A 25649-nucleotide genomic window follows, 5' to 3' on the forward strand; every position below is an offset into this window, starting at 1 on the left:
TCTTCTTATTTCAAGAAATACTCCGGGGTGAGCCCCGGACTTGCTCCGGGGCGAGGGGCAGCGCCCCTGATGCGGCTCCGCCGCAGTCTCCGACGGGGATATTTATACTCGGACGATGAGAACGGTCATGGCTGCCGTCGCCAATGTGTCATCACATCATCACCCAGACGCGCCAGATCATGCAGACCAAAGCGCGGCGCATCGACTAGCCGCCCGATCCCCATCGCGGCAAGCGAAGGCGTGCCTTCCGCCCCAATCGCGCAACCTGCGGTCATCACCACCAGATCATCGACCAGACCTGCGCCCAGCAAGGACGCCGCCAGCATGCCGCCACCTTCGCAAAAGACCCGCGTGATACCGGCACCGGCCAGCGCGCGCATGGCAGCGTCCAAGTCCACTTGGCCTGCCCGCACAGCACAAGGCAAGCTGACCGCGCCTTGCGCAACCCAGGCCGACACATCGGCCTCTGGCCCATGGCAAAGCCAGACCGGCACGTCGCGCGCGCTTTGCGCAAGCTGGCTGGTGACCGGGAGTTTCATCGCACGCGAAACGACGATGCGGACCGGCTGTCGCGTGATCCCCAGCCCACGCACCGTCAGCGCCGGATCATCGGCCCGCACGGTCCCTGCCCCGACCATCACCGCATCATGGCGCGCGCGCATCATATGCACCACGCGCCGTGCAAGCGGGCCGGTGATCCATTGGCTTTCACCGCTGGCCGTGGCGATGCGCCCATCCAGCGTGCCTGCCAGTTTCAAGGTCACAAAAGGCCGGTTCTGCGTGACCCGCGACAAAAAACCCGCATGATCAGCGCGCGCCTGATCGGCCAGCAGACCTGTCTCGACCGCGATCCCCGCCTGCTCCAGCATCGCAAGGCCGCGCCCGGCGACACGTGGGTCAGGATCGCCCAAGGCCACCACAACACGGGCAACACCGGCGGCAATCAGCGCCTGCGCACAAGGCGGGGTCTTGCCGTGATGCGCGCAAGGTTCCAGCGTGACGTAAACCGTCGCGTCGCGCGCCGCATCCCCAGCCTGCGCCAGCGCCACCACTTCTGCATGCGGCCGCCCGCCATCCTGCGTCCAGCCACGCCCGACGATCCGCCCGTCTTTGACAATCACGCAACCGACCGCCGGATTGGGCCAGACACGCCCCATCCCGCGCCGCCCCAATTGCAGGGCGAGCGCCATGTAGCGGCGATCGCTCACTCGTCTTCTTTGGCACCGATAGGGCGCAATTCGCTGACGAATTTATCGAAATCATCCGCAGCCTGGAAGTTCTTGTAAACGCTGGCAAAACGGACGTAAGCGACGGTATCGATCCGCGCGAGGCTTTCCATCACAATCTCACCAATCGTGCCGGAGGGAATATCGGTATCGCCCAGGCTTTCCAGCCGCCGCACGATGCCGCTGATCATCTGATCCATGCGTTCGGGTTCTACGGGCCGTTTCTGCAAAGCGATGCGGATCGAGCGTTCCAGTTTCTGACGGTCGAAATCCTCGCGCCGTCCGTTGGATTTGATCACCACCAGATCGCGCAATTGCACCCGTTCATAGGTGGTAAACCGCCCGCCACAGGCCGGGCAGAACCGCCTGCGCCGGATCGCGACATGATCTTCGGCGGGGCGGGAATCTTTGACCTGAGTGTCGGCATTTCCGCAAAAAGGGCAACGCATGAGGGGTCCTTTGGTCTATGTGTGGGGGGGCAGACCCCGCTTATCCACAGCCACTATAAGAACCCGCCCGGGTTTTGGGTAGAGGGGAATTCACACCGCAAGATACAGTTATTCGTCCTGTCGCGTGATCCATCGCTGGCCTTCCCGATCATAGGCCATGCCTGCGGCTTCTTTGGCGGCAAAGAGGCCCTCACCCCAGGTGAAATCCAAACCGTCGGGCGCACAGGTCAGTTCGGCCACGTTCTTTTCGCCAAAGCTGACCCGGACACCGCCGAAACTGGCGTGGTCATCCTCGGACATGCGGTCAAAACCCGCGTAGACTTCGTAAATGTAACCTGAACTCGTAAAACGGACATTTTCCCATATGGCCCGCCCAACGCCGGGCCATGGGGTGTAGTCAACGTCTGTGATGGTTGCGGATAGCGCGAGTTCCGGCGGCTGACCTGCGGGACCAAAACGGTAGTTGACGGTGTCATTGTCAAAACAGACACGCAGCGATTTGCCACTGTCCTCAATCTGACAGGCCATGAAAGTCTGCTCACCCGGCAGACAATCCGCCTGCGCAGCCCCCGCCCCGCCGATCAGAACCGACAGGGCGACGGCAAACCGCATCACTGATCCAAGAAGGACCGCAATTTGCGGCTGCGGCTGGGGTGTTTGAGCTTCCGCAACGCCTTCGCCTCGATCTGGCGGATGCGTTCGCGGGTCACGCTGAATTGTTGCCCGACTTCTTCCAGCGTATGATCCGTGTTCATCCCGATGCCAAAACGCATCCGCAGCACACGTTCTTCACGCGGGGTGAGCGAGGCCAGCACGCGGGTTGTAGTTTCTTTCAGGTTTTCCTGAATGGCGGAATCCAGCGGCAGGATCGCATTCTTGTCTTCGATGAAATCGCCCAACTGGCTGTCTTCTTCATCGCCAATCGGTGTCTCCAGCGAAATCGGCTCTTTGGCGATTTTCATCACCTTGCGGACCTTTTCCAGCGGCATTTGCAGCTTTTCTGCCAATTCCTCTGGAGTCGGTTCGCGGCCGATTTCATGCAGCATCTGACGCCCGGTGCGGACCAGTTTGTTGATCGTCTCGATCATATGCACCGGAATCCGGATCGTGCGCGCCTGATCCGCGATAGACCGGGTGATCGCCTGACGGATCCACCAAGTCGCATAGGTGCTGAATTTATAGCCCCGACGATATTCGAATTTATCGACGGCCTTCATCAGACCGATGTTACCTTCCTGAATAAGATCAAGGAATTGCAACCCACGGTTGGTGTATTTCTTCGCAATCGAGATGACCAGACGCAGGTTCGCCTCGACCATTTCCTTTTTCGCCTGCCGCGCTTCTTTTTCGCCCTTCTGGACCTGCTGGACGATGCGGCGGAATTCGGTGATATCGACACCGACATATTGCCCGACCTGCGCCATATCATTGCGCAATTCTTCGATCTTGTCGGTGGATTTTTCGACCAGCGCCTGCCAGCCACGGCCCGATTTTTCGGCCATTTCTTCCAGCCAGTTCGGGTCGAGTTCGCGGCCACGATATTCATCGATGAATTCACGCCGGTTGATCCGGGCCTGATCCGCCAGCTTTACCATGGAGCTGTCAATCGACATGATCCGGCGGTTGATGCCATAAAGCTGATCGATCAGCGCCTCGATCCGGTTGTTATGCAGGTGTAGCGAATTCACCAGCACGACGATTTCGGACCGCAACGTCTGATATTTCTCTTCGTCTTTTTTGGAGAACGACGAATCCTCGTTCAGGGTCGCCGACATGCGGGCATCTTGCATGTCAGACAGACCGGCAAAGCCGCGCGCGATGATTTCCAGCGTTTCCAGCACGCGTGGTTTCAGCGCGGCTTCCATCGCGGCCAGCGACATATTGGCCTGATCGTCATCCTCATCATCATCGTCACGGCTGATCGGATTGCCATCGGCGTCCAATTCGGTGCCGCCGTCGGATTTATCCTCGGTCACAGCGGCGGTATCGACGACGGCCTCAACCTCACCATCTTCGCCAAGCTGATTGCCGAAGGTGGTTTCCAGATCGATCACATCGCGCAGCAGGATGTCCTCGGACAGCAATTCGTCGCGCCAGATGGTGATCGCCTGAAAGGTCAGCGGGCTTTCACACAGCCCAAGGATCATCGTGTTGCGACCCGCCTCGATCCGCTTGGCGATGGCGATTTCGCCTTCGCGGGAGAGCAGTTCCACAGACCCCATCTCGCGCAGATACATCCGCACAGGGTCATCGGTGCGGTCGAGCTTTTCAGCCTCGGCCCCGCCAATCGTCACATCACGCGAGCCGGACACGGTGGCAATATCAGTGCCCCCCGCGTTTTCATCGCTTTCTTCGGATTCTTCTTCTTCGGTGACCTGAATGCCCATTTCGGACAACATCGACATCACATCTTCGATCTGATCCGACGACACCTGTTCCGGCGGCAGAACGGCGTTCAGCTGATCATAGGTGATGTAGCCCCTCTCGCGCGCATCTGCGATCATCTTCTTGACCGCGGCCTGGCTCATATCAAGGGAGATATCGCCATCCTGGTCATTGTCCTTGCGATCATCAGTGTCTTTCGCAGCCATTCAAAGGGACCTTTCCAAGTCGTCGTTCCGTAGCCAAAGTGATTCGGCCGATTCGGTATCCATCGAATCAACCCTGCATCGGCAGGGACCGCAAGCAGGTGACTACGTGTTTTTCAGTTCTGTTGCCAGTGCAGGACCTAGTTCAGTCCCGTTTCTTGGCAAAATCGATCTGGTCGAGCAATTGATCCAATGCATTCAGCTCGTCCTTTTTCATCCGCGCCCCATTGGCACCAACCGCATATTCGGCGCGGTCTTCGTTGTCTCCGCGCCCAGCCTTGTCGACCGCGGCGCTGGCCTGCGCCAACCGCCATGTCAGCCCTTCATCGGCCAGCCCGCCCAGATCTTCAACCGCGTCTTCAATCTCGCGGGCATGACCCCGGCGCGCGGTCAGTTTGGCGAATTCTTCCGCCAGACAAAGACGGGCAATGTCCGGCTCGCCTTCGCGCCGCACCGCAGGGCTGATAGCGACATGGCTTTGCGACAACAGCTTTTCAAGGGGATCGGGGCCAAGATCAGCAGAAATAGCTGCTTTCAGATCGCGCACCCCAAGATGTCGCAGAATCGCCACTTGCAGATCGCGATGGGCGGGATCGTGGCAATCGATCCGTTCCAAAGCATCGGCAAATTCCACGGCAACGCCGGGTGCGACGATCATCGTCGCCAGAATGACCGCCTCGCGCAGATGTTCCTGCGTCGTGGCCCCCGCCCCCAGCACCGAGGTTTTCGAGGAGGCGACCGGGCTGATGGTACGTTTCCAAGGATCGCTATTGCGCGACCATGCCACACCCTGCGCCTTGCGCGCCACCGCCGGACGGCGAGTGCTGAACAAGGCCCAGCGCATTTCCTTGATCGCCTCGCCATAATGCGTGCGAATCGACGGATCGGCGATCAGCTTTATTTTCTCGCGCAGGGCCTTGTCCAATGCCGCCTTGCGTTCCGGGCTGTCGAAATTCTTGCCTTCGGTTTCGCGCTGCCACAGCAATTGCACCATCGGGATCGCATCATCGAGCAGCTTTTGCATCGCCCCCGGCCCCTGCGCCTTGATCACATCATCAGGGTCCAGCCCCGGCGGCATCAGCGCGAAACGCAAAGATTGCCCCGCCTCCAGCAAGGGCAGCGCGATATCAATCAACCGCATCGCCGCGCGCAGACCGGCAGTGTCACCATCCAGCGCGATGATCGGTTCGGGTGCAATCCGCCAGAGCAGACGCAGCTGATCTTCGGTAATCGCTGTACCCAAGGGCGCAACCGTCGCGCTAAACCCCGCCTCTGACAGCGCGATCACATCCATATAGCCTTCGGCCACGATCAAAGGCTTACCCTTGCCCGCCGCCTCCCGCGCGGGACCGTGGTTATAGAGGCTGCGGCCCTTGTCGAACAATGGCGTCTCGGGCGAATTGTAATATTTCGCCGGATGGTTCGGGTCCATCGCCCGGCCACCCATGGCAATCGCGCGGCCCCGCGCATCGCGGATCGGAAAGATGATCCGCCCCCGGAACCTGTCGTAAGGTGCTGTGCCCCGGTCGCTTTCGGCGGCAATGCCCGCCGCGATGATCAGCTTGGGATCAACGCCCTGCCCGGTCAGATGCCCAAAGGCACCGCCATTCGCGGGGGCAAAGCCGATCTCCCACCGCGCCTGCGCTGCCGGGCTCAGGCCACGACGTGCCAGATAGTCGCGCGCCTCAACCGCCGCACCGGTCTGCAATTGCAGCCGGTGCCATTTGACCACCTGCTCCATGACATCGACCAGCAGGTTGCGGGTATCGGCCTTTTGCTGCGCTTCGGGGTCGCGTTCGGGCATCGGCATGCCCGCTTCACCAGCTAGAATCTTGACCGCTTCCATGAAATCGACATTCTCGGTCTCGCGGACAAAGGAAATCGCATCGCCCTTGGCATGACAGCCAAAACAATAATAAAAGCCTTTCCTATCGTCGACGTGAAAGCTGGCACTTTTCTCCTGATGGAAAGGACAAGGTGCCCACAGATCGCCCTTGCCCGGATTGGACTTGCGGCTATCCCACATGACTTTGCGCCCGACGACCTGCCCTAACGACAGCCGGTTGCGCAATTCATCCAGAAATCCGGGTGGCAAACTCATCCGCCCAGTATCCGCGTTTTGGCCTCAACTTCCAAGGTCTGCTTTGGCATATAAAGGCCAATCCATCTTCCGAGCAAAAATATCCCCGCCGGAGGCGCGCCCTGTCGCGCAGCGTCAGGGCGCATCCCGCGCTGCCACCCCTGACATCGCCGACGTCAAAGCGTCGACCAAGGATGCCGCCATAGACCGCATTACCATGATCTCAAAGGCCTGCGCGCCCGTGCGGGTGATACTGACCGGCATCTGCCCCAGCAAGCTACGCGCAGTATGATTGACGGCAAACACATGCGTACGCAGATCCAGCGGCACTAAACGCGCCAGCACAGCCGCGACCTGATCGCCCGCTATCTCCAATTCAGCCCAGCCGTCTGATTGATCTGTGACAGCGGCCAGACCATCCAGCGCCACAGGTGCCGTGACCAGCCATTGATCATGCGCGATCCATTGGCACATGACATCACCCACAATACTGCGGCGGTTCACATCGGGCAGGCCCACACCAATCTGCGCCTGCATCTGTGTGGACACGGCGTCTTGCTGGCCGCGATAGGGCGCCACGGACCACAGCACGTCACGGGTCACGTCGGTACAGGTCACTGATCCGATCTGCACAGGCAAGAGATCCGCAAAGGGACCGAGGGCGATCAATCTAGCCACGGGCGCGTCCTCCATCGGGGTCAAAGAAAACCGGCGCGCAAACTTCCGCCAATGTGTCCACACCGCGTAAGTGATCGACCATACGGATCACCTCGCCATAGCGGTCAGGACCATGTCTAAGAAACGCGAGCCCCAGATAGCAATCCAATGTCGGCGAATAACAGGCAGAGGTGACATAGCCTTCGTCATTGGCGCTGATCGCCTTGGCCTCTTTCGCAAAGAGATGCGCGCCAGCCGTCAGACGCCGCCCCTCTTCGACTGCGCGCAGACCGATCAGCCTTTCGCGGGCCGAATCGACCAGACCCTGACGGCGCGCTGCGGCCCGCCCGATGCAATCCTTGCTCGCGTCAATCATCCCGGCCAGCCCCAGATCATAGGCCGTGGTCCGCCCGTGCATTTCGGCATGAGTCAGAAACCCTTTCTCGATCCGCAGCACATTCAGCGCCTCCACCCCGTAAGGCCCACCGCCAAGCGTACGGGCCTGACCGATCAACTGGCGAAACAGGCTTTCGCCATAGCGCGCAGGGACGGCAATCTCGAAGGCGGTCTCGCCCGAAAAGGAGATGCGGAACATCCGCCCAGCGACACCGCCGATCCCCACGGCACCGCAAGCCATGAAGGGCCAATCCGCAGGGCTGATCTGGTCATCCAGCATGGTATTGAGCAGTACCAGTGCCTTTGGTCCCGCCAGCGCAAATTGCGCCCAATGATCCGTGACTGACGTGATCCGCGCATCCAGATCGGGGCGTAAAACCTGCGCTGCAAATTCCAGATGGCGCATCACCAGACCTGCGGCAGCGGTCGTCGTGCTGATGACAAAATGCTGATCCCCCAGCCGCGCGACTGTGCCGTCATCCATGACAAACCCATCCTCGCGCAGCATCAGGCCGTAACGGACGCGGCCTACCTTGAGCGTCGACATCCTGTTCGCGTAGACGAAATCCAGCAGCGCCGCTGCATCCGGCCCCTGCACATCAATCTTGCCCAAGGTCGAGACATCGCAGACCCCCACGGCATTGCGGACATACCCAACCTCGCGGTCGCAGGAATGTCGCCAGCTGACCTCGCCCTCCAGCGGGAAATAGCTGGGGCGATACCACAGCCCCGCCTCTACCATCGGTGCACGGGCCGCGACCGAAGCCTGATGCGCACTGCTCAGGCGGGTGGGCGCAAAGCCTTTGCCCTGCCCGCCCGCCCCCATCGCAGCGATGGACACCGGCACAAAGGGCGGACGGAAGGTCGTCGTTCCCGTCTCAGGAATACCGCGCCCGGTCAGATCGGCCAGCACGGCCAGCGCCAGCACGTTGGAGGATTTCCCCTGATCTGGTGCCATGCCTTGGGTGGTATAGCGTTTCATATGTTCGACCGCGCGCAGGTTTTCCTGCGCCGATATAACTATATCCCTGGTTGTGACGTCATTTTGCAAATCCACCCATTTGCGGCCCTTGCCGGGCAGTTCCCACAGCGGCGCAATCGCATAGGCACGCGCCTCGGCGTCTGGCAGCGTGACCTTGGGTTCAAACCCAAGGTCACGGGCGGCCTTTGCGCCAAGCTCTGCCCCTTCGCGCAGGCAGCCCTGCGTATCAAACACGCCGTTACACGCGCCCGCTGCGACCATGCCGGGGATCGCATCCGGTGTCGGGACGAAGGCCGCTATATCCTCGCGCCAAGTGGGGCGGCCATTCATATGGCAAGTCAGATGCACGGACGGGTTCCAGCCACCCGATACCGCAAGGCAATCGGTCGGAATCACCCGAGTGCCGCCTTGGTGGGTCACCGTGATGCTCGTCAGGCCAAGACGGCCCGTGGTGGCGGTGATTTTACCACCCATAAAGACCGGATAATCCCCGCTGATCTGCACATCGGCGCGACTGTCGATCAGCCCGGTAATTTTCACCCCAGCCGCATGCAGATCCCGCGCTGTGCGATGGGCGTCGTCATTATTGCCAAACACGGTCACCGATTTGCCCGGTGCAACACCCCAGCGGTTCACATAGGACCGCACAGCGCCAGCGAGCATGATGCCGGGGCGGTCATTGTTTGCAAAGGCGATGGGCCGCTCCAAGGCACCGGCACACAGCACCGCGCGTTTTGCCACGATCCGCCAGAAACATTCCAAGGGACGGTCCGGGTTGGCTGGGCCGATAATCCGCTCCAACGCGCCATAGGTGCATTGGTCATATGCGCCGGTGACGGTGGTGCGGGTCATCAGCCGCACATTCCGCATCGCACCAAGCTGCCCCAGGACATCGGCGACCCACTCGGCGGCAGGCTTACCATCCACCTCCTCCACTTCGCGCAGCAGGCGACCACCCATCGCGCTGTCTTCATCGACGAGGATCACATCGGCCCCGGCCTGCGCTGCGGTCAACGCAGCCATCAAGCCCGCAGGCCCAGCGCCGATCACCAGCACGTCACAGAACGCGAATGCCTTTTCATATCGGTCGGCATTCGCCTGCCCGCTCAACCGCCCCAACCCCGCCGCCCGCCGGATCATCGGTTCATAAAGTTTTTCCCAAAAACTACGGGGCCACATGAAGGTCTTGTAATAAAACCCCGCCCCCAGAAACGGCGCGCACAGGTCATTCACCGCCAAAGCGTCATGGCGCAGACTGGGCCATGCGTTCTGGCTGAACACCTCCAAGCCTTCGCTAACCTCCAGCATCGTGGCGCGGATATTGGGGTCCTGCGACGCACCGCGCCCGACCGTCACCAGCGCATTGGGTTCCTCAGACCCAGCCGTCAGCACACCACGCGGGCGGTGGTATTTGAACGACCGGCCGACCAGTTTGATCCCGTTCGCCAACAAAGCAGCGGCGACAGGTTCGCCCGGCACGCCCTGCACCCGCTTGCCGTCAAAGGTGAATGTCACCAATTCTTGCGGGACCTTCACCCTCATGACGCGACCTTGGCCGCCAGCACCGCGCCCTGCACCGCATGGCTCACCGTGTCGCGCGACACGACGATCCAGGCACCGCAACCGCCTTCGTGATACCACAGATCGCGGGTCGGGCCCGCGGGGTTGTCGCGATTGTGCAGGTAATCATCCCACAGATTTGCCCCTGCAGCCACAGCAGGCCGATCAAGCGCCACAGCATCGCCTGCGTAGTAAAATTCGCGCCGGTCCCGTTCGCCGCAATAGGGGCAGTTAATCCGCATGATCCGCCTTCATTCTCATTTCTTTCAAATACTCAAATCCAGCGCTCAATGCAGGTTATGCTGCGCGCCGGTACCTTCTTCATCCATCAAGCCCACGCCAGTGCGGAAACGGTCCAGCCGGAACCGCGCCGCTGTCGGATGCGGCTGGCCGGTCGCCATCAGATGGGCAAGGGCAAAACCCGAAGCTGGCACCGCCTTGAACCCGCCGTAACACCAGCCGCAATCCAGAAACAAACCCTTCGTATCGGTGGTGTCGATGATCGGGCTACCGTCCGGCGTCATATCCATGATCCCGCCCCATGACCGCAGCACACGCGCCTTGCCGATCATCGGCATCAGGGTCATCGCGGCCTCCATCACATGCTCGGCCATCGGCAGATTGCCCCGCGCGGCGTAAGAGGCATAGAAATCCAGATCACCCCCGAAGACGAGACCGCCCTTGTCCGACTGGCTGATATAGAAATGACCCATGCCGAAACTGACGACATGGTCGATCACGGGCTTGAGGCCTTCAGTCACAAAAGCCTGCAAGACATGGCTTTCCACTGGCAAGCGCATCCCGGCAAGGGCGGCGACCTGCCCTGACCGGCCAGAGGTGACGATGGCAACCTTGCGCGCCTTGATCGCGCCGCGCGTGGTTTGCACCCCGGTGACCGCGCCGTTTTCGATATCAATCCCGGTAACTTCGCAATTCTGGATCAGATCGACACCGCGCTGGTCAGCCGCACGGGCATAGCCCCAGGCGACGGCATCATGCCGGGCGGTGCCGCCGCGCGGATGGAACAAACCGCCAGTGATCGGGAACCGTGCGTTATCGAAATCAAGATAGGGCAGATGCGCCCGCACCCCCTCACGATCCAGCAGGATCGCGTCATCGCCGTGGTTGATCATCGCATTGCCACGGCGCACAAAAGCGTCTCGCTGGCCGTCCGAATGAAACAGGCTGATCACCCCGCGCTGCGACAGCATCACGTTGTAATTCAGCTTTTGCGACAGACCTTCCCAAAGCTTGAGCGAATGGGAATAGAATTCCTGATTGCCGGGCAGAAAGTAATTGGCGCGCACGATGGTCGTGTTGCGCCCGATATTGCCGCTGCCGATCTGGCCCTTTTCCAGCACAGCGATATTGGTCAGCCCATGTTCGCGCGCAAGATAATAGGCCGTGGCCAGACCGTGCCCGCCACCGCCGATGATGATCGCGTCGTAGCGGGTTTTGGGGGCCGGATCACGCCAAAGGGGTTTCCAGCCTTTCTGGCCAAACACCCCTTCTTTGATGATCCCAAACCCCGAATAGCCCATGACCCGCCCTTTGCTTGATCCGCAATATCTAGCCTATTGGCAGCGGACCGAAAGTGCAAAATCCGCGCTACAGCCCCTTGGCGCGATAGCTGTCCGCGACCTTGCGGATTGACACCAGATAGGCCGCCGTGCGCAGATCATGCACGTCATCGCGCCCATGCCAGACCGCGCGCATCGCCTGATAAGCGGCACGCATCGTGTCATCGAGGCCAGAGCGCACCAATTCCAACTCATCCGCCCCGCGCAGGTATTTTTCTTTGAAATCCGGCGACAGGGTCCAGCCAAGCCCCTTGTCCGATGACAGTCGCTCCAATTCATCCACCACCAATTGGTGGCGCGATTCTTCCTGTCGGCGCTGCATCCGGCCAAAGCGGATATGCGACAGGTTCTTGACCCATTCGAAATAAGACACCGTCACACCGCCAGCATTGGCATACATATCGGGAATAATGACGCAGCCCTTTTCACGCAGGATGTCATCGGCACCTGCCGTGATCGGACCATTCGCCGCCTCGATGATCAGTGGGGCCTTGATCCGCGCGGCATTGGACAGGTTGATCACCGCCTCCAATGCGGCAGGGATCAGGATATCGCAATCAGCCTCCAGCAGTTTGGCACCATCGGCTTGATGAGCAGCACCGGGATAGCCCGCGATCCCGCCATGTTTGACGATCCATGCGCGCACCGCTTCGACGTTCAGACCCTTTTCATCATGCAAAGCTCCGTCACGTTCGATGATGCCGGTAATCAGCGCGCCGTCTTCCTCGGACAGGAATTTCGCCGCGTGATAGCCGACATTGCCCAGACCCTGCACAATGATGCGCTTGCCCTGCAAGCTGCCGGTCAGATTGGCCTTCGCGATATCTTCGGGATAGCGGAAAAATTCGCGCAAGGCATATTGCACGCCGCGCCCTGTCGCCTCGACCCGGCCTGCGATACCACCCGCATTGGTCGGCTTGCCGGTCACGCAGGCGGCAGCGTTGATATCGGTCGTGTTCATCCGGCGATACTGATCAGCAATCCACGCCATTTCCCGCTCGCCCGTGCCCATGTCGGGGGCAGGCACGTTCTGAGCCGGATGAATCAGGTCGCGTTTGATCAGCTCATAGGCGAAACGGCGGGTGATCAATTCCAACTCATGTTCGTTCCAATCCGCCGGATTGATCCGCAACCCACCTTTCGAGCCGCCAAAGGGCGCCTCGACCAGCGCGCATTTATAGGTCATCAGGGCCGCCAGCGCCTCGACCTCATCCTGATGGACATTGGGGGCGAAACGGATGCCGCCCTTGACCGGTTCCATATGTTCGGAATGCACGGACCGATAGCCGGTGAACGTATGCAAAGCCCCCCGCAGGCGGACACCGAAACGCACCGTATAGGTCGCGTTGCAGACCCTGATCTTTTCCTCAAGCCCGGGGCTGAGGTCCATCAGCGCGACCGCGCGGTTGAACATCATATCGACGGATTCGCGGAAACTGGGTTCCTGGATCAGATCATTCTGGGTCATGTCATATCCTTGCTTGCACCAAAAGGCGGGCCGAAACGGCCATGACACCAGCATAGGAAGGTTTTTCAAAGAGATGTTGAAAAATCAGGCAATCCGCGAAAATCGACCCTTTGGACCAGAAAGCGCCGGTTGCGCAGGCAAATGCCCTGCGCTCTGCGCGCCATCAGCGATCTCGCCCTTTCAGGCGCTGGGCGATCTGTTCGGCCATGAATTTTGTTTCACCCGCAGCCGTCACACCGCCGACGCCGACCCTTTTGCCGACCCGCCACCACAGGCCGGGGGCCCAGCCGCGCCCATGTCTTGCGGTCAGCACAAGGGTAAAGCCATTGGCAGGCTTCATCGCCAGCGCCCCCCTGTCCACATGGCTGACCTCATCCAGCCGCGCCAGCAAAGTACCCGATGTGTCGCGCAATTCGGTTTCGGTCAGCACAATGCCCCATTGGGTCGCGCGCCACAGCCTTTCGCCCAGCCACAGCGCCGCGCCGCCAAAGGTCAGCAGGAACAGCAACCAAGGCAGCGCGGGCGGCTGCGCCAGCGCGGTATAGATCAGGGTCGCCCCCAGCACGAACATCACCGCACAAGCGAAATACCGGCGCGGCTGCGAGGCATGGACGATGGCGATGACACCATTCTGGTCAGGCTGGAACATGGACATCCTTTCGCGTCAGCAACTGACGGATTTGCGCACGAGGTCGCAATAAATATCTTCGATCGCATCCATGCGCAGCCGCCCACCTTCGCGATACCAATGGCTCAGCCCGGTCAGCATCGCGATAATCGCCATGGTTGCCACGCGGGTATCGGGGACGGCAAAGATACCTTCTGCGACGCCGTCGCGCAGGATATTTTCCAAGGCGGTTTCATATTCGCGGCGCATCGCTTCAAGCGTGGCGAAATTTTCCGGGTCAAGATTGCGCAATTCCATGTAAGAGACAAAAACCTCATCCGACCGGGGCAGGTGAAACCGGATATGAAACCGGGTGAACCCGTCAAGCCGCTTTCGCGGATCACCTTCGATCTTCGCGGCGGCAAGCGCGCCCAGCACATCGTCCATATGCGCACGCATCAGATCGAACAGCAGGCTTTGTTTATCGGTCGTATAGTTGTACAGCGCACCAGCCTGCACACCCACCTCTGCCGCGATCTGGCGCATCGATACGGCAGCATAGCCATACCGCGCGATCAGGCGCAGCGCAGTTTGCTGCACCCTCGGGCCGGTGATATCGGAATGAGAACCTTGTTTACGCGCCATGACCGCATCTAACTGAACGGATGTTCAAATGAAAAGCCCGACTTGCCGCGATATCCCGCGCGTGTCTATTGTCTGCCACATGCGCTATGCCCTGCCCTTCCTGTTTGCCCTGACGGCCTGTGCGGATATTCCGGCACTGGACGGCAGCCTGTCTGATGCCGCCCGCGCCGCGCCTTATCCGCGGCTGTTGCCGCTGACTGATCCGCCCGCGCCGGTTGCGGCAGAGGATAGCGCAATCGATGCCAGATTAGCGGCCTTGCAACAAAGGGCCGATGCCCTGCGCCAGATCGATCCCGGCGCGTTGCAGTAGCCCTGCCTATTCGCTACACCGCGCGGGAAACCCGACACAGATGGATTTGACAGCATGACACAACCTTTACGCCTCGGCATTGCAGGACTGGGCACCGTTGGCGTGGGTGTCGTGCGGATGATCCAGAAACATGCGGATCTGCTGGCCGCAAGATCTGGCCGTGCGATCACGATCAGCGCCGTTTCCGCACGCAGCCGTGACAAGGACCGCGGCGTCGACCTGTCCGGCTATGTCTGGGAAGATGATCCGGTGACCTTGGCCCAGCGTGATGATGTGGATGTGTTTGTCGAGGTGATGGGCGGTCATAATGGTGCGGCCAAAGACTCCACCGAAGCGGCGATTGCGGCAGGCAAGGATGTGGTCAGCGCCAACAAGGCGCTTTTGGCCGTGCATGGGCACGCCTTGGCACTGGCAGCAGAGGCCGCAGGCCGTGTGATCCGGTTCGAGGCGGCCGTGGCGGGCGGCATTCCCGTGGTGAAAGCCCTGACCGAAGGTCTGGCTGGCAATGACATCCACCGGATCATGGGCGTCATGAACGGCAGCTGCAATTACATCCTGACCCGGATGGAAAATGCGGGCCTCAGCTATCAGGAAGTTTTTGATGAGGCCAACGCGCTTGGCTATCTCGAAGCGGACCCCGAACTCGATGTGGGCGGGATTGATGCGGGCCATAAACTGGCGCTGCTCGCCTCGATCGCCTTTGGCACGCAGGTCGATTTTGACGCGGTGCAATTGGAAGGAATCGGCGCTGTCAGCATCGACGACATCCACCATGCCGCCGATATGGGGTTCAAGATCAAGCTGTTGGGTGTCGCGCAGATGACCGGGCGCGGGCTGGAACAGCGCATGTCGCCCTGTCTGGTGCCAGATACATCACCTTTGGGACAATTGCAGGGCGGCACCAATATGATCGTGCTGGAAGGCGATTATGTCGGCCAGATCGTGCTGCGCGGGGCCGGTGCCGGTGAAGGCCCGACCGCCAGCGCGGTGATGGGCGATGTGATGGATATCGCGCGCGGCATCCGCATCGCGACCTTTGGACAGCCAGCGACGACATTGCGGCGCGCACGGGCGGCGCAGGCGGCCGTTCCAGCGCCCTATTACCTGCGGATGAAACTGCTCGACAAACCGGGTGCCTTGGCAAAAGTCGCCCGCGCCTTGGGCGATGCGGGGATTTCCATCGACCGGATGCGCCAATACGACCATGCCGATACCGCAGCCCCAGTGCTGATCGTGACGCATAAAACGACACGCACAGCGCTGGACGAGGCTTTGGCAGCGTTTAAAGAGACAGGCGTGGTCTACGGCGACCCTGTCGCGATCCGGATCGAGGCGGTTTAGCCGGTCTTAACTTTCGCAACCAACACCATCCCGGTCCCGATCAAGGTGCAAACCATAGCCATAGGTGCCCGCACGGATATTGCTGTAGCCGGCGGCGCGAGCCTCGGTGCAATTGCGGAATGAAAAACCATTGGACGGCGGTTGTGGTGCTTGTGCCCTGTGGCAATGATATTGCCCGGTGCTGCGCTGGGTATGGCAGCCGCTCGCATCAAGACCGCCACCATGGGCCACAGCAAAAGGTGCAGAAAACAGCAAAAACGGAACCGCCAATAAGACTCTTGTCATGATAAAATGCCTCGATTGAAAAATGGTAGATCAAATACGATTGATGTTATGACCAGAATGCATTTGACGCGAGCAATAGTTCTGCGCCGTGCAGACTTTCTTCGCATCCGCGGCAAAGGGTAAAGCCAGACGCCCGACCACACTCCGGGCCTTGGTTTAGCGCAAACAGTCTTGCGGGCGTCACATGGACACGCTTTACGGGAGCGTGAACATACCAAAGGAATATCCTTATGCCGACGCCTCTTGATTTCAACGACCGCAACCTGTCACTGGGATTGGCCCGCGTGTCGGAGGCTGCTGCCATTGCCTGCGCGCCCCTGATCGGGCGTGGCGACGAAAAAGCTGCCGATCAGGCGGCGGTCGATGCGATGCGCACCCAGCTCAACAAGCTTGATATCGCAGGTGTCGTGGTGATCGGCGAAGGTGAACGCGACGAAGCTCCGATGCTTTATATCGGGGAAGAGGTCGGCACCGGCAACGGGCCGGGCGTGGATATCGCACTGGACCCGCTGGAAGGCACGACGTTGACCGCCAAGGACATGCCCAATGCGCTGGCCGTCATCGCAATGGGGCCACGCGGGTCGATGCTGCATGCGCCCGATGTCTACATGGACAAACTGGCGATTGGGCCCGGTTTTCGTGTTGGTGTCGTGACGCTCGATATGTCGCCTGCAGAACGTGTGTCGGCATTGGCCGCCGCCAAGGGTTGCTCCACCAACGACATCACTGTCTGCGTCCTCGAACGCCCCCGGCACGAGGCGATGATCGACGAGTTGCGCGCCACCGGGGCCGCGATCCGGCTGATCACGGATGGCGATGTTGCGGGTGTCATGCATTGCGCCGAACCCGATCTGACCGGGATCGATATGTATATGGGATCGGGCGGCGCGCCGGAAGGTGTGCTTGCTGCTGCCGCGCTGAAATGCATGGGCGGCCAGATCTATGGCCGGCTTCTGTTCCGGAATGATGACGAACGGGGCCGCGCCAAGGCGGCAGGGATCACCAATTTTGACCGCGTCTACACCCGCGATGACATGGTCACCGGCGACGTGATCTTTGCCGCGACCGGGGTGACCGACGGTTCACTTGTGCCCGGCATCAAGCGCGAAGTCGGCTTCGTGACTGCCGAAACCATCCTGATGCGGTCCAAGACCGGGTCGGTCCGGCGGATGATCTACCGCAATCCCACCAAGTAAGCCGCTGCCGCGCCGCCTGCCGCGCGGGAGTATTTTTGGAAAAAAGAAGACGGGCGTGGCGCTGGGGCCGCGCCGCTGGTAGTATGCGGGTATGAATATACCACAAGATCATGGGTTTTTGGGCGTCACTGCGTCTTTGACGGGCCGCCGCTGGGTCGGGCCTTCGGTGCAGGAAAGTCGCGCGGCAGAGGCTTTGGCGCAGGCGACCAACCTGCCAGCACCTTTGTGCCGGATATTGGCCAAGCGCGGTGTGACGTCGCAAACGGCAGATCTGTTTCTGGCACCGACTCTGCGCGCCCTATTGCCGGATCCGCGCGTTCTGCGCGATATGGAAAAGGCCGCCGCGCGGTTCTTGCTGGCGGTGGCGCAGCGCCAGCGGATCGCGGTTTTTGCCGATTACGATGTCGATGGCGGTGCCTCGGCAGCTTTGCTGCTGGTCTGGCTGCGCCAGATCGGGATGCAGGCGACGCTGTATATCCCCGACCGGATCGACGAAGGTTACGGCCCCAATGATGACGCTATGGCGATGCTGGCCGCCGCCCATGATATGATCATCTGCGTCGATTGTGGCACCTTGTCACATGGCCCGATTGCTGCTGCCGTAGGCGCGGATGTGATCGTGCTGGACCATCACCTTGGCGGGGAAACCCTGCCCGATGCTGTGGCCGTGGTGAACCCGAACCGGCAGGATGAAACCGGCGATCTGGCGCATCTTTGTGCCGCCGGTGTCGTGTTTTTGATGCTGGTCGAGGCGAACAGGCAATGGCGTGTTGCGGGCCAAAAGGGGCCGGATCTGATCGGATTGCTCGATCTGGTGGCTTTGGCCACGGTGGCCGATGTCGCCCCGCTGATCGGGGTGAACCGCGCCTTTGTGCGCCAAGGGCTGACAGTGATGGCGCGCCGCCAGCGTCCCGGCCTGACCGCACTGGCCGATGTGGCCGGGCTCGATGCGGCCCCCACATCGCATCATCTGGGGTTTCTGCTGGGGCCGCGCGTCAATGCCGGGGGCCGGATCGGCAAGGCCGATCTGGGCGCGCGCCTGCTTGCTACCGATGATCCGTCAGAGGCGCGCGATCTGGCGGATATGCTGGATCAGCTCAACACCGAACGGCGGGCCGTGGAACAGGCGGTGCGCGATATCGCCATCGCCCAGGCCGAGGCGCGCGGCACCGATGGCCCGTTGGTCTGGGCTGCCGGTGAGGGCTGGCATCCCGGCGTGGTGGGAATCGTTGCCGCACGGCTGAAGGAAGCCACCAACCGCCCCGCCGTGGTGATCGGGTTTGAGGATGGCATCGGCAAAGGCTCGGGCAGGTCAGTCTCCGGAATCGATCTGGGCGCGGCGATCCAGCGGCTGGCCAGTGAGGGGCTGCTGATCAAAGGCGGTGGTCATAAGATGGCCGCCGGGTTGAGCGTGACACAGGACAATCTGGAACCCGCCATGGCGCGGCTGGCGGAATTGCTGGACAAACAAGGCGCGGGCGCTTTGGGGCCTGCCGATCTGCGGCTGGATGGCATGCTGATGCCGGGGGCTGCCAACGTCGATCTGGTCACATTGCTCGATGATGCTGGCCCTTTTGGTGCGGGCGCGCCTGCACCACGTTTCGCCTTTCCCGATTGCCAGATTCTTTTTGCCAAACAGGTCGGGGACAATCACGTCAAGATCACCTTTGGCGACGGGTTGGGCGCGCGGATCGATGCGATCAGTTTCGGCGCGATGGATGGGCCCCTTGGCCCTGCCCTGCTGCACCATAACGGCGCGCGATTCCATCTGGCCGGGCGGTTAGAGGTCAATGTCTGGCAAGGCCGTCAATCGGTGCAATTGCGTCTGGAAGACGCCGCCCCCGCGCATTGAAAAGAAGTCTGCAAAAAGCGTAATTAACCCCTTGCGCGCGCTGCGGGCTTTGCCTAAAAGCGCGACACCAACTGCGGTCCCTTCGTCTATCGGTTAGGACGCCAGGTTTTCAACCTGGAAAGAGGGGTTCGATTCCCCTAGGGACTGCCATTGGTTTCCCCCGCATTCATCGCGATAACTTGACGGTTTTGCCGTTTCATATCGCCGTTCCGCAGGTTAGGCTTTGCACGGAACTGCAAAGGATATCCTGATGACATTGAAATATCTCCATACCATGGTGCGTGTGAAAGACCTTGAAAAATCAATGGCTTTCTATGAACTGCTCGGTCTGCGCGAAACCAAACGGATCGACAATGAACAAGGCCGCTTCTCGCTCGTCTTCATGGCGCCCGAAGGGCAAGAGGAATGCCCGGTTGAGCTGACCTATAATTGGGATGGCGATGATGGTCTGCCCTCGGATAGCCGTCACTTTGGCCATCTGGCTTACCGCGTTGGCAATATCTATGAGGTTTGCCAGCATCTGATGGATAATGGCGTGACCATCAACCGCCCGCCCCGCGACGGGCATATGGCTTTCGTGCGCTCGCCCGATAATATCTCCATCGAATTGCTGCAGGAAGGCGACGCCCTGCCAAAGGCAGAGCCTTGGGCCAGCATGGAAAACACCGGCCATTGGTAAACCATCGCGTGCCTCGCGTCAGTAGATATAGCGGATCTGCTCGGTCCAGTATCTTTCGACCCGGCGCAGGGCGGCGGTGATATCTTCCAGACCGGCATGTGTCAGTACCTGCCGGTCGACCAGCCCATCGGCATGGGTGGCGAAAAGCTCAGTCATGATCTGCCGGACATTGCGGCCTTTCGCGGTCAGCCGCACCCGCACGGACCGGCGGTCAATCTCGCTGCGTTCGTGATGCATATAGCCCAGATCGACCAGTTTTTTCAGATTATAGGATACGTTCGATCCTTGGTAATAGCCGCGGGTTTTCAGCTCGCCCGCTGTCACCTCATTCTCGCCGACGTTGAACAAAAGCAAGGCCTGCACCGCATTGATATCGAGCAGGCCCAGCCGTTCAAACTCATCCTTGATCACATCCAGCATCAGCCGATGCAGCCGTTCGACCAGCGTCAGCACCTCAAGATATGAGGCCATAAAGGATGCATTACGCGCCGCGGACAGGCCCGCTGTGTCGCGGCCGCCAAGGTCGGTGTGGATGGTCATTGCGAAAGCTCCGTCTGCTGTCTTGCCACCTGTCTAAGGCAGAAAGACCAACATTCGGTTAAGACGCTCACACAGGCCGCGTGACCCCCTGCGCGCCTTCGGCAATCCGCGCGATCAGATCGGCATAGATATCAGGGACGGCGAATTGCCCGCCGACCCAGCCGTAAAGATCATGATCATTCTCGGACAACAGCGCATCGTAAAGTGTCAGTTCATCGGCATCCATCGCGGCCAGATATTCGGCGGCAAAGGCCGACAGGATCAGGTCCATTTCCTTGATCCCGCGCCGCATCGACCGCATATGCAGCCGCTTGCGTTTATGTTCGATGAGTTCCGTCATACTACCCTGCGCAATGCTGTCTGAAGTTGTTTTTCCACTTGCCCCATCCGGTCGAGCGTCTGGCCCATCTGCGCGCGCAATTTGCGCAATTCCTGCATCAGGGCGGCGACATCAGCGGGCATTTCGACGGCATCGTCGGGCGCGGCCAAGCCATCACCCTGCCCTGTCATCAGCCAGCCCAGAGAGACACCCAACATGCCTGCCAGCATCTGCAACCGATTGGCGCGCGGCTCGCCCGTGTCATTTTCCCAAGAGGCCAAGGTCGAGAGTTTCACGCCCAGCGATTTCGCCAGATCCTTCTGGCTCAGCCCCGCCGCCTCGCGTGCGCCAGCCAGCCGGTCGCCAAAGGTCGCGGCCTCGGCGCTATACCAATCTGTGTCTGTTTCAGTCACATCATGCTCCTTGGTTCTTGCTATGACGGCTTGGTTGATCTTATGTCACGTTGATTGCACTCTGACCACCGGACATCCCCATGACTTTTCTGTCTGCGACTCTTGATCGCGTGAAACCATCCCCCACTGTCACCGTGACCAACAAAGCGGCAGAGCTAAAGGCAGAAGGCCGCGATATCATCGGCCTTGGCGCGGGCGAGCCGGATTTCGACACGCCCGACAATATCAAGGCCGCCGCCGTCCGCGCGATTGCCGAGGGCAAGACGAAATACACCGCTGTCGATGGTATCCCCGAGCTGAAACAGGCGATCTGCGCCAAGTTTCAGCGCGACAACGACCTGACCTATGTGCCTGCACAGGTCACCGTCGGAACGGGCGGCAAACAGGTACTCTATAACGCCTTTATGGCAACGCTGAACCCCGGTGATGAGGTGATCATCCCCGCCCCCTATTGGGTCAGCTATCCTGATATGGTGCTTCTGGCCGGTGGCACCCCGGTGACGGTTTCAGCGACACTGGAATCGGGTTTCAAGATTTCCGCCGCGCAGCTAGAGGCAGCGATCACGCCCAAGACCAAATGGTTCCTGTTCAACTCTCCGTCGAACCCCACAGGTGCGGGCTATTCCTGGGATGAGTTGAAGGCGCTGACCGATGTGCTGCTGCGCCATCCCCATGTCTGGGTGATGACGGATGATATGTATGAGCATCTGGCCTATGGTGATTTCAAATTCTGCACCCCGGCACAGGTAGAACCGCAGCTTTACGACCGCACGCTGACGGTGAATGGCGTGTCCAAAGCCTATGCGATGACCGGCTGGCGGATCGGCTATGCCGCAGGGCCGGAGCATTTGATCAAGGCGATCCGCAAGGTACAGTCGCAATCGACATCGAACCCCTGTTCGGTCAGCCAATATGCAGCGGTCGAGGCTTTGAACGGACCGCAGGATTTTCTGGCACCCAATAACGCGCTGTTCCAGCGCCGCCGCGATCTGGTGGTCGGGATGCTGAACCAAGCACCCGGATTGGTCTGCCCAACGCCCGAGGGTGCGTTCTATGTCTATCCGTCCATCGCGGACTGCATCGGCAAAACCAGTGCCGGTGGCGTGCTGATCGACAATGACGAAACCTTCGCCACGGCGCTGTTGGAAGAAACCGGCGTCGCGGTGGTGTTTGGCGCGGCCTTTGGCCTGTCGCCGAATTTCCGGGTCAGCTATGCGACCTCGGATGAGGCGTTGACTGAAGCCTGCCAGCGGATCATCCGGTTTTGTGAAGGTTTAAGCTAACCTGTAAAGCGGGTCTTGTGCCGGAGGATGCCTTGAGCTGCCTCCGGCGGGAGTATTTCAAACAAAGCGAGTGCACCTTCCCCGCGGGGAAGGTTTTTGCCATTCATGATATACGCGGCGAGAGGCAGAACCTTATGACAGGACGCCCTGCGGCAGCGGGCGACCCTCATCCCAGGCAATGATATTGTCGAGCGCCATCTGCCCCATCGCCTCGCGTACTTCCAAAGCGGCGGTGCCCAGATGCGGCAGCAGCACGACGTTTTCCAAGGCGCGCAGGGTTTCGGGTACATAGGGTTCCTTGGCATAAACGTCCAGCCCTGCCCCCGCGATCTGGCCGGTTTGCAAGGCCGTGATCAACGCCTCTTCATCCACCACATCGCCACGGGCAATATTGACGAAAATGCCTGTCGGTTTCATCGCGGCCAAAGCGGCGGCATCAATCAGCTTGGTATTGCTGCCGCCACCCGGCACGGTGACGACGATGATATCGGCTTGCGCCATCAGATCATGCAATGTCGCAACCTGCTGTGCGGGCAGGTCGACCGCCTTGGGTGAGCGGTTGAAATAGAGCACCGGCATCTCGAACCCGTAATGGCAACGCCGCGCGACGGCCTGCCCAATCCGGCCCATGCCGACGATCCCGACTGTTTTGCCAGTGACATGGGTGCCCAGCATCTGGGTAGGTTGCCAGCCTTTCCAGGTGCCCGCGCGTACGATGCGTTCGCCCTCACCCGCGCGGCGGCAGGCGGAGAGGATCAGCGTCAGGCCGATATCGGCGGTGGCATCGGTCACGGCATCGGGCGTGTTCGACACGGCGACACCGGCGGCGGTCGCTGCTGCAACGTCGATATGATTATAGCCAACACCGAAATTGGCGAGCACGCCGCAGCGAATTTCGCCCGTGAAAGCATCGGCGGTGAACCCATCCCCCAAGGTCGGCAGGATCGCATCATAGTCACGCAGGGCGGCGGCGGCCTCCTCCACGGTCAGCCCTTTGTTTTCACTGCGCAGGGTCACGTCGAACCGCGCGCGTGCTGCATTCAGCGTGGCATCCGGCAAAGTTTTTGTAATCAGAAGTTTTTTCAATGTAACCGCCCCCCCAAAGGCACATTTTGATCCGGTCCGACCAGCACGACAGCGCCGTCTGCATCGGGCATGCCCAATACCAGTACCTCGGACATGAATTTGCCGATCTGGCGGGGTGGGAAATTCACCACCGCCAAAACCTGTTTGCCGACCAGCGTTTCCGGCGCGTAATGCACGGTGATTTGGGCCGATGTCTTTTTCTCGCCGATCTCATCACCGAAATCGATCCAGAGCTTGATCGCGGGTTTGCGCGCCTCTGGATAGGGTTCAGCGCGGGTCACGATGCCGACGCGCACGTCGACCTTCAGGAAATCGTCAAAGGAAATTTCAGCCATTGGCCAGTTCCTTTGACCGCGCCGCCGCAGCCGCTACGGTGCGGCGCATCAGATCGGGCAGGCCATTGGCGTCATCCATCAAAACCTCCAACCCCGCCTGCGTGGTGCCATTGGGGGAGGTCACGTTTTTGCGCAATTGCGCCGGGTCTTCATCGGCGGTTTCGGCCAGTTGCCCAGCGCCACCGACCGTCGCCTTGGCCAGATCCATCGCCATCTGCGCAGGCAGACCTGCGGCGACACCGGCAGCCGCCAAAGCCTCGATCATGTGGAAGACATAGGCGGGGCCGGAGCCCGACACGGCAGTGACGGCATCCATCTGCGATTCATCGTCCAGCCGAACGGTCTGGCCGATGGCCTGCATCAGCACCTCGGCCAATGCCAGATCGGCAGTCGTGGCCTTGGCATTGCCGATCACTGCAGTAATCCCACGCCCGATGGCAGCGGGTGTATTTGGCATCGCGCGGATCACGGGGGTGGCGGGACCAAAAGCAGCCTCGAACGCGGCAAGCGGCGTGCCTGCGGCGATGGAAATCACCAGCGTCTTGCCCGTGCCGAGCGCCTTCACATCAGGCAGGGCCGCCTGCATCATCTGCGGCTTGACCGCGATGACCACGATGGCGGGGCTGTCTGGCAGGTCAGCGCCGATATGGACGCCTTGCTGTTGCAGCCAATCGGATGGATGCGGGTCGATCACATAGACCGATGTCGGCGGCAACCCGCCGCGCAACCAGCCCGCCAGCATGGCTGACCCCATCTTGCCGCAGCCCAGCAACACAAGGCCACGTTCGGCCACATCATTCATTGTCATTCAGCGTCCCTCTTGTCGTCTTTGCAAAAGGTTACGCCACGCCAGAACCAGTGGAAACCCGTCCTGGCGAAATTTTCAGGCGCGCCCGTAAGCGCCGGCAATCGCGACTTGCAGCGCCTGTTTCGGCGTCTGATCGCCCCAGGTCACCAGCTGGATCGCGGGATAATATTGTTCGCAGGCATTCACCGCCGCACTGATCATCGTGTCGATCTGATCGGGACCTGCCACCTGATCGCCCGCCAGCATCAGACCATAGCGGTAGACCATCAGATTTTGTTCATCCCACCATGTCAGCGACCCGGCCCAAAGCCGGTCGTTGATCGCATTGAGCGTTTCATAAAGCACAGGTTTGCGGTCTGCGGGTGGTTCCATCTCGAAGGTGCAGATCAGGCGCAGGGTTTCGTCATAGGCCGACCAGGCCAGCGTGATCGAATAGCTGCGCCACTGGCCTTCGACTGCCATGGCGATTTGGTCGTCATGGATGCGGTCAAATTCCCAGTCATGGTGTTCTGCAATATGTTCGACCAGATCGATCGGATGCAGATCGTCAGCATCAAGGTAATGTTCGGACAATGCCATATGCTCGGCCTCACTTTGTTGGCGTAGGGTCCATGGCGTGGCCCCTAACGCTAGCTGCCTGCTCTAGGGACGGTGGAGTTGTCGTTATGCCCCTACAAGATATCGTGGGTCACAGCGGCACACCTGTAAAGCAGTTTCTTGGGGATAACCTTGCCATCACAAAAAATTCACGCAGCCCATGTAGCGCGACAGTAGTTTTTGCAGTGCCGAACAGTGAAGTTTGCAGCAGATGAATTTCTGAAATCGACCAGCTACAACGCGTTGGTAATGTCGATGATTCTGGGGCGGCCTAGTTCGGGCCGGGTGCCGGATCCAGCAAAAAAGCGTTTAAAGCCGCACGTTCCTTTGCCTGCGAAACGGTCTTGCACCAAGCCACGACCTCAGA

Annotated in this window: 26 protein-coding genes and 1 tRNA gene; 7 read left to right on the forward strand and 20 right to left on the reverse strand. The window is 60.4% G+C overall.

Going from position 1 to position 25649, the window contains the following annotated elements:
• Window positions 1-125 precede the first annotated feature (125 nt).
• From ribD to VOY09_RS15355, 12 genes are all read right to left on the reverse strand, one after another.
• Window positions 126-1208 (reverse strand): bifunctional diaminohydroxyphosphoribosylaminopyrimidine deaminase/5-amino-6-(5-phosphoribosylamino)uracil reductase RibD, encoded by a 1083-nt coding sequence (gene ribD / locus VOY09_RS15300; protein WP_322895145.1) that lies wholly within the window; start codon window positions 1206-1208, stop codon window positions 126-128.
• On the reverse strand, window positions 1205-1675 hold the full coding sequence (gene nrdR / locus VOY09_RS15305; protein ID WP_322895146.1) for a transcriptional regulator NrdR: 471 nt from the start codon (window positions 1673-1675) through the stop codon (window positions 1205-1207). Before nrdR ends, ribD begins: the two co-directional genes overlap by 4 nt.
• A gap of 108 nt (window positions 1676-1783) precedes the next feature.
• Entirely contained in the window at window positions 1784-2287 is a 504-nt protein-coding gene (locus VOY09_RS15310; protein ID WP_322895147.1) for a hypothetical protein, read from the reverse strand.
• The gene (gene rpoD, locus VOY09_RS15315) at window positions 2287-4266 is read right to left on the reverse strand and encodes an RNA polymerase sigma factor RpoD (RefSeq protein ID WP_322895148.1); all 1980 of its coding nucleotides are present in this window, start codon (window positions 4264-4266) and stop codon (window positions 2287-2289) included. Before rpoD ends, VOY09_RS15310 begins: the two co-directional genes overlap by 1 nt.
• Before the next feature lie 142 nt (window positions 4267-4408).
• Window positions 4409-6364: a DNA primase gene (dnaG, locus tag VOY09_RS15320; RefSeq protein ID WP_322895149.1), complete on the reverse strand. Its 1956-nt coding sequence runs from the start codon at window positions 6362-6364 to the stop codon at window positions 4409-4411.
• A gap of 114 nt (window positions 6365-6478) precedes the next feature.
• Window positions 6479-7021 (reverse strand): sarcosine oxidase subunit gamma, encoded by a 543-nt coding sequence (locus VOY09_RS15325; RefSeq protein ID WP_322895150.1) that lies wholly within the window; start codon window positions 7019-7021, stop codon window positions 6479-6481.
• Window positions 7014-9920 (reverse strand): sarcosine oxidase subunit alpha family protein, encoded by a 2907-nt coding sequence (locus VOY09_RS15330; protein ID WP_322895151.1) that lies wholly within the window; start codon window positions 9918-9920, stop codon window positions 7014-7016. Before VOY09_RS15330 ends, VOY09_RS15325 begins: the two co-directional genes overlap by 8 nt.
• Window positions 9917-10180, reverse strand: a complete 264-nt coding sequence (locus VOY09_RS15335) for a sarcosine oxidase subunit delta (protein ID WP_322895152.1) — start codon at window positions 10178-10180, stop codon at window positions 9917-9919. Before VOY09_RS15335 ends, VOY09_RS15330 begins: the two co-directional genes overlap by 4 nt.
• 45 nt (window positions 10181-10225) lie before the next feature.
• Entirely contained in the window at window positions 10226-11479 is a 1254-nt protein-coding gene (locus VOY09_RS15340; protein ID WP_322895153.1) for a sarcosine oxidase subunit beta family protein, read from the reverse strand.
• Window positions 11480-11546: 67 nt separating this feature from the next.
• On the reverse strand, window positions 11547-12986 hold the full coding sequence (locus VOY09_RS15345) for a Glu/Leu/Phe/Val dehydrogenase (RefSeq protein ID WP_322895154.1): 1440 nt from the start codon (window positions 12984-12986) through the stop codon (window positions 11547-11549).
• Between the two features lie 163 nt (window positions 12987-13149).
• A complete protein-coding gene (locus VOY09_RS15350; protein WP_322895155.1) occupies window positions 13150-13635 on the reverse strand; it encodes a hypothetical protein in 486 nt (161 codons plus the stop codon).
• Window positions 13636-13650: 15 nt separating this feature from the next.
• Window positions 13651-14238, reverse strand: coding sequence for a TetR/AcrR family transcriptional regulator (locus VOY09_RS15355; protein ID WP_322895156.1), 588 nt, complete (start codon window positions 14236-14238; stop codon window positions 13651-13653).
• Between the two features lie 28 nt (window positions 14239-14266).
• On the opposite strand from VOY09_RS15355, the gene VOY09_RS15360 reads away from it, so the two are divergent.
• The gene (locus VOY09_RS15360) at window positions 14267-14548 is read left to right on the forward strand and encodes a hypothetical protein (protein ID WP_322895157.1); all 282 of its coding nucleotides are present in this window, start codon (window positions 14267-14269) and stop codon (window positions 14546-14548) included.
• 54 nt (window positions 14549-14602) lie between these two features.
• The gene (locus VOY09_RS15365; protein WP_322895158.1) at window positions 14603-15889 is read left to right on the forward strand and encodes a homoserine dehydrogenase; all 1287 of its coding nucleotides are present in this window, start codon (window positions 14603-14605) and stop codon (window positions 15887-15889) included.
• Window positions 15890-15895: 6 nt separating this feature from the next.
• Here the strand turns inward: VOY09_RS15365 and VOY09_RS15370 are convergent, their stop codons facing one another.
• On the reverse strand, window positions 15896-16174 hold the full coding sequence (locus VOY09_RS15370; RefSeq protein ID WP_322895159.1) for an excalibur calcium-binding domain-containing protein: 279 nt from the start codon (window positions 16172-16174) through the stop codon (window positions 15896-15898).
• 230 nt (window positions 16175-16404) lie between these two features.
• Here VOY09_RS15370 and glpX point away from each other — a divergent pair, with 230 nt between their 5' ends.
• From glpX to VOY09_RS15390, 4 genes are all read left to right on the forward strand, one after another.
• Window positions 16405-17370, forward strand: coding sequence for a class II fructose-bisphosphatase (glpX, locus tag VOY09_RS15375; protein WP_322895160.1), 966 nt, complete (start codon window positions 16405-16407; stop codon window positions 17368-17370).
• Between the two features lie 91 nt (window positions 17371-17461).
• Window positions 17462-19222: a single-stranded-DNA-specific exonuclease RecJ gene (recJ, locus tag VOY09_RS15380; RefSeq protein WP_322895161.1), complete on the forward strand. Its 1761-nt coding sequence runs from the start codon at window positions 17462-17464 to the stop codon at window positions 19220-19222.
• A 75-nt stretch (window positions 19223-19297) separates the two neighbouring features.
• Window positions 19298-19372, forward strand: a tRNA-Glu gene (locus tag VOY09_RS15385).
• A gap of 100 nt (window positions 19373-19472) precedes the next feature.
• Window positions 19473-19901, forward strand: a complete 429-nt coding sequence (locus tag VOY09_RS15390) for a VOC family protein (protein WP_322895162.1) — start codon at window positions 19473-19475, stop codon at window positions 19899-19901.
• 18 nt (window positions 19902-19919) lie between these two features.
• Here the strand turns inward: VOY09_RS15390 and VOY09_RS15395 are convergent, their stop codons facing one another.
• The 3 genes from VOY09_RS15395 to VOY09_RS15405 form a co-directional block, all read right to left on the reverse strand.
• On the reverse strand, window positions 19920-20441 hold the full coding sequence (locus VOY09_RS15395) for a MarR family winged helix-turn-helix transcriptional regulator (RefSeq protein ID WP_416236762.1): 522 nt from the start codon (window positions 20439-20441) through the stop codon (window positions 19920-19922).
• A gap of 67 nt (window positions 20442-20508) precedes the next feature.
• Window positions 20509-20781 carry a succinate dehydrogenase assembly factor 2 gene (locus tag VOY09_RS15400; RefSeq protein ID WP_322895163.1) on the reverse strand — a complete coding sequence of 91 codons (273 nt, stop codon included), beginning with the start codon at window positions 20779-20781 and terminating at the stop codon, window positions 20509-20511.
• On the reverse strand, window positions 20778-21173 hold the full coding sequence (locus VOY09_RS15405; RefSeq protein WP_322895164.1) for a helix-turn-helix transcriptional regulator: 396 nt from the start codon (window positions 21171-21173) through the stop codon (window positions 20778-20780). Before VOY09_RS15405 ends, VOY09_RS15400 begins: the two co-directional genes overlap by 4 nt.
• Before the next feature lie 80 nt (window positions 21174-21253).
• Here VOY09_RS15405 and VOY09_RS15410 point away from each other — a divergent pair, with 80 nt between their 5' ends.
• The gene (locus tag VOY09_RS15410) at window positions 21254-22456 is read left to right on the forward strand and encodes a pyridoxal phosphate-dependent aminotransferase (protein ID WP_322895165.1); all 1203 of its coding nucleotides are present in this window, start codon (window positions 21254-21256) and stop codon (window positions 22454-22456) included.
• A 132-nt stretch (window positions 22457-22588) separates the two neighbouring features.
• Here VOY09_RS15410 and VOY09_RS15415 read toward each other — a convergent pair whose 3' ends face one another.
• The 4 genes from VOY09_RS15415 to VOY09_RS15430 all read right to left on the reverse strand — a co-directional run bounded on the left by VOY09_RS15415 (window position 22589) and on the right by VOY09_RS15430 (window position 25264).
• Window positions 22589-23542 (reverse strand): D-glycerate dehydrogenase, encoded by a 954-nt coding sequence (locus tag VOY09_RS15415; protein WP_322895166.1) that lies wholly within the window; start codon window positions 23540-23542, stop codon window positions 22589-22591.
• Window positions 23539-23877, reverse strand: coding sequence for a tRNA-binding protein (locus VOY09_RS15420; protein ID WP_322895167.1), 339 nt, complete (start codon window positions 23875-23877; stop codon window positions 23539-23541). The genes VOY09_RS15415 and VOY09_RS15420 overlap by 4 nt, the downstream gene beginning before the upstream one ends.
• Window positions 23870-24685: a pyrroline-5-carboxylate reductase gene (gene proC, locus VOY09_RS15425; protein WP_322895168.1), complete on the reverse strand. Its 816-nt coding sequence runs from the start codon at window positions 24683-24685 to the stop codon at window positions 23870-23872. The genes VOY09_RS15420 and proC overlap by 8 nt, the downstream gene beginning before the upstream one ends.
• A gap of 75 nt (window positions 24686-24760) precedes the next feature.
• Window positions 24761-25264 carry a YbjN domain-containing protein gene (locus VOY09_RS15430; protein ID WP_322895169.1) on the reverse strand — a complete coding sequence of 168 codons (504 nt, stop codon included), beginning with the start codon at window positions 25262-25264 and terminating at the stop codon, window positions 24761-24763.
• Between the last annotated feature and the right edge of the window lie 385 nt (window positions 25265-25649).

The organism is Yoonia sp. 67-2 (genome assembly GCF_035117555.1).
Taxonomy (GTDB): Bacteria; Pseudomonadota; Alphaproteobacteria; order Rhodobacterales; family Rhodobacteraceae; genus Yoonia.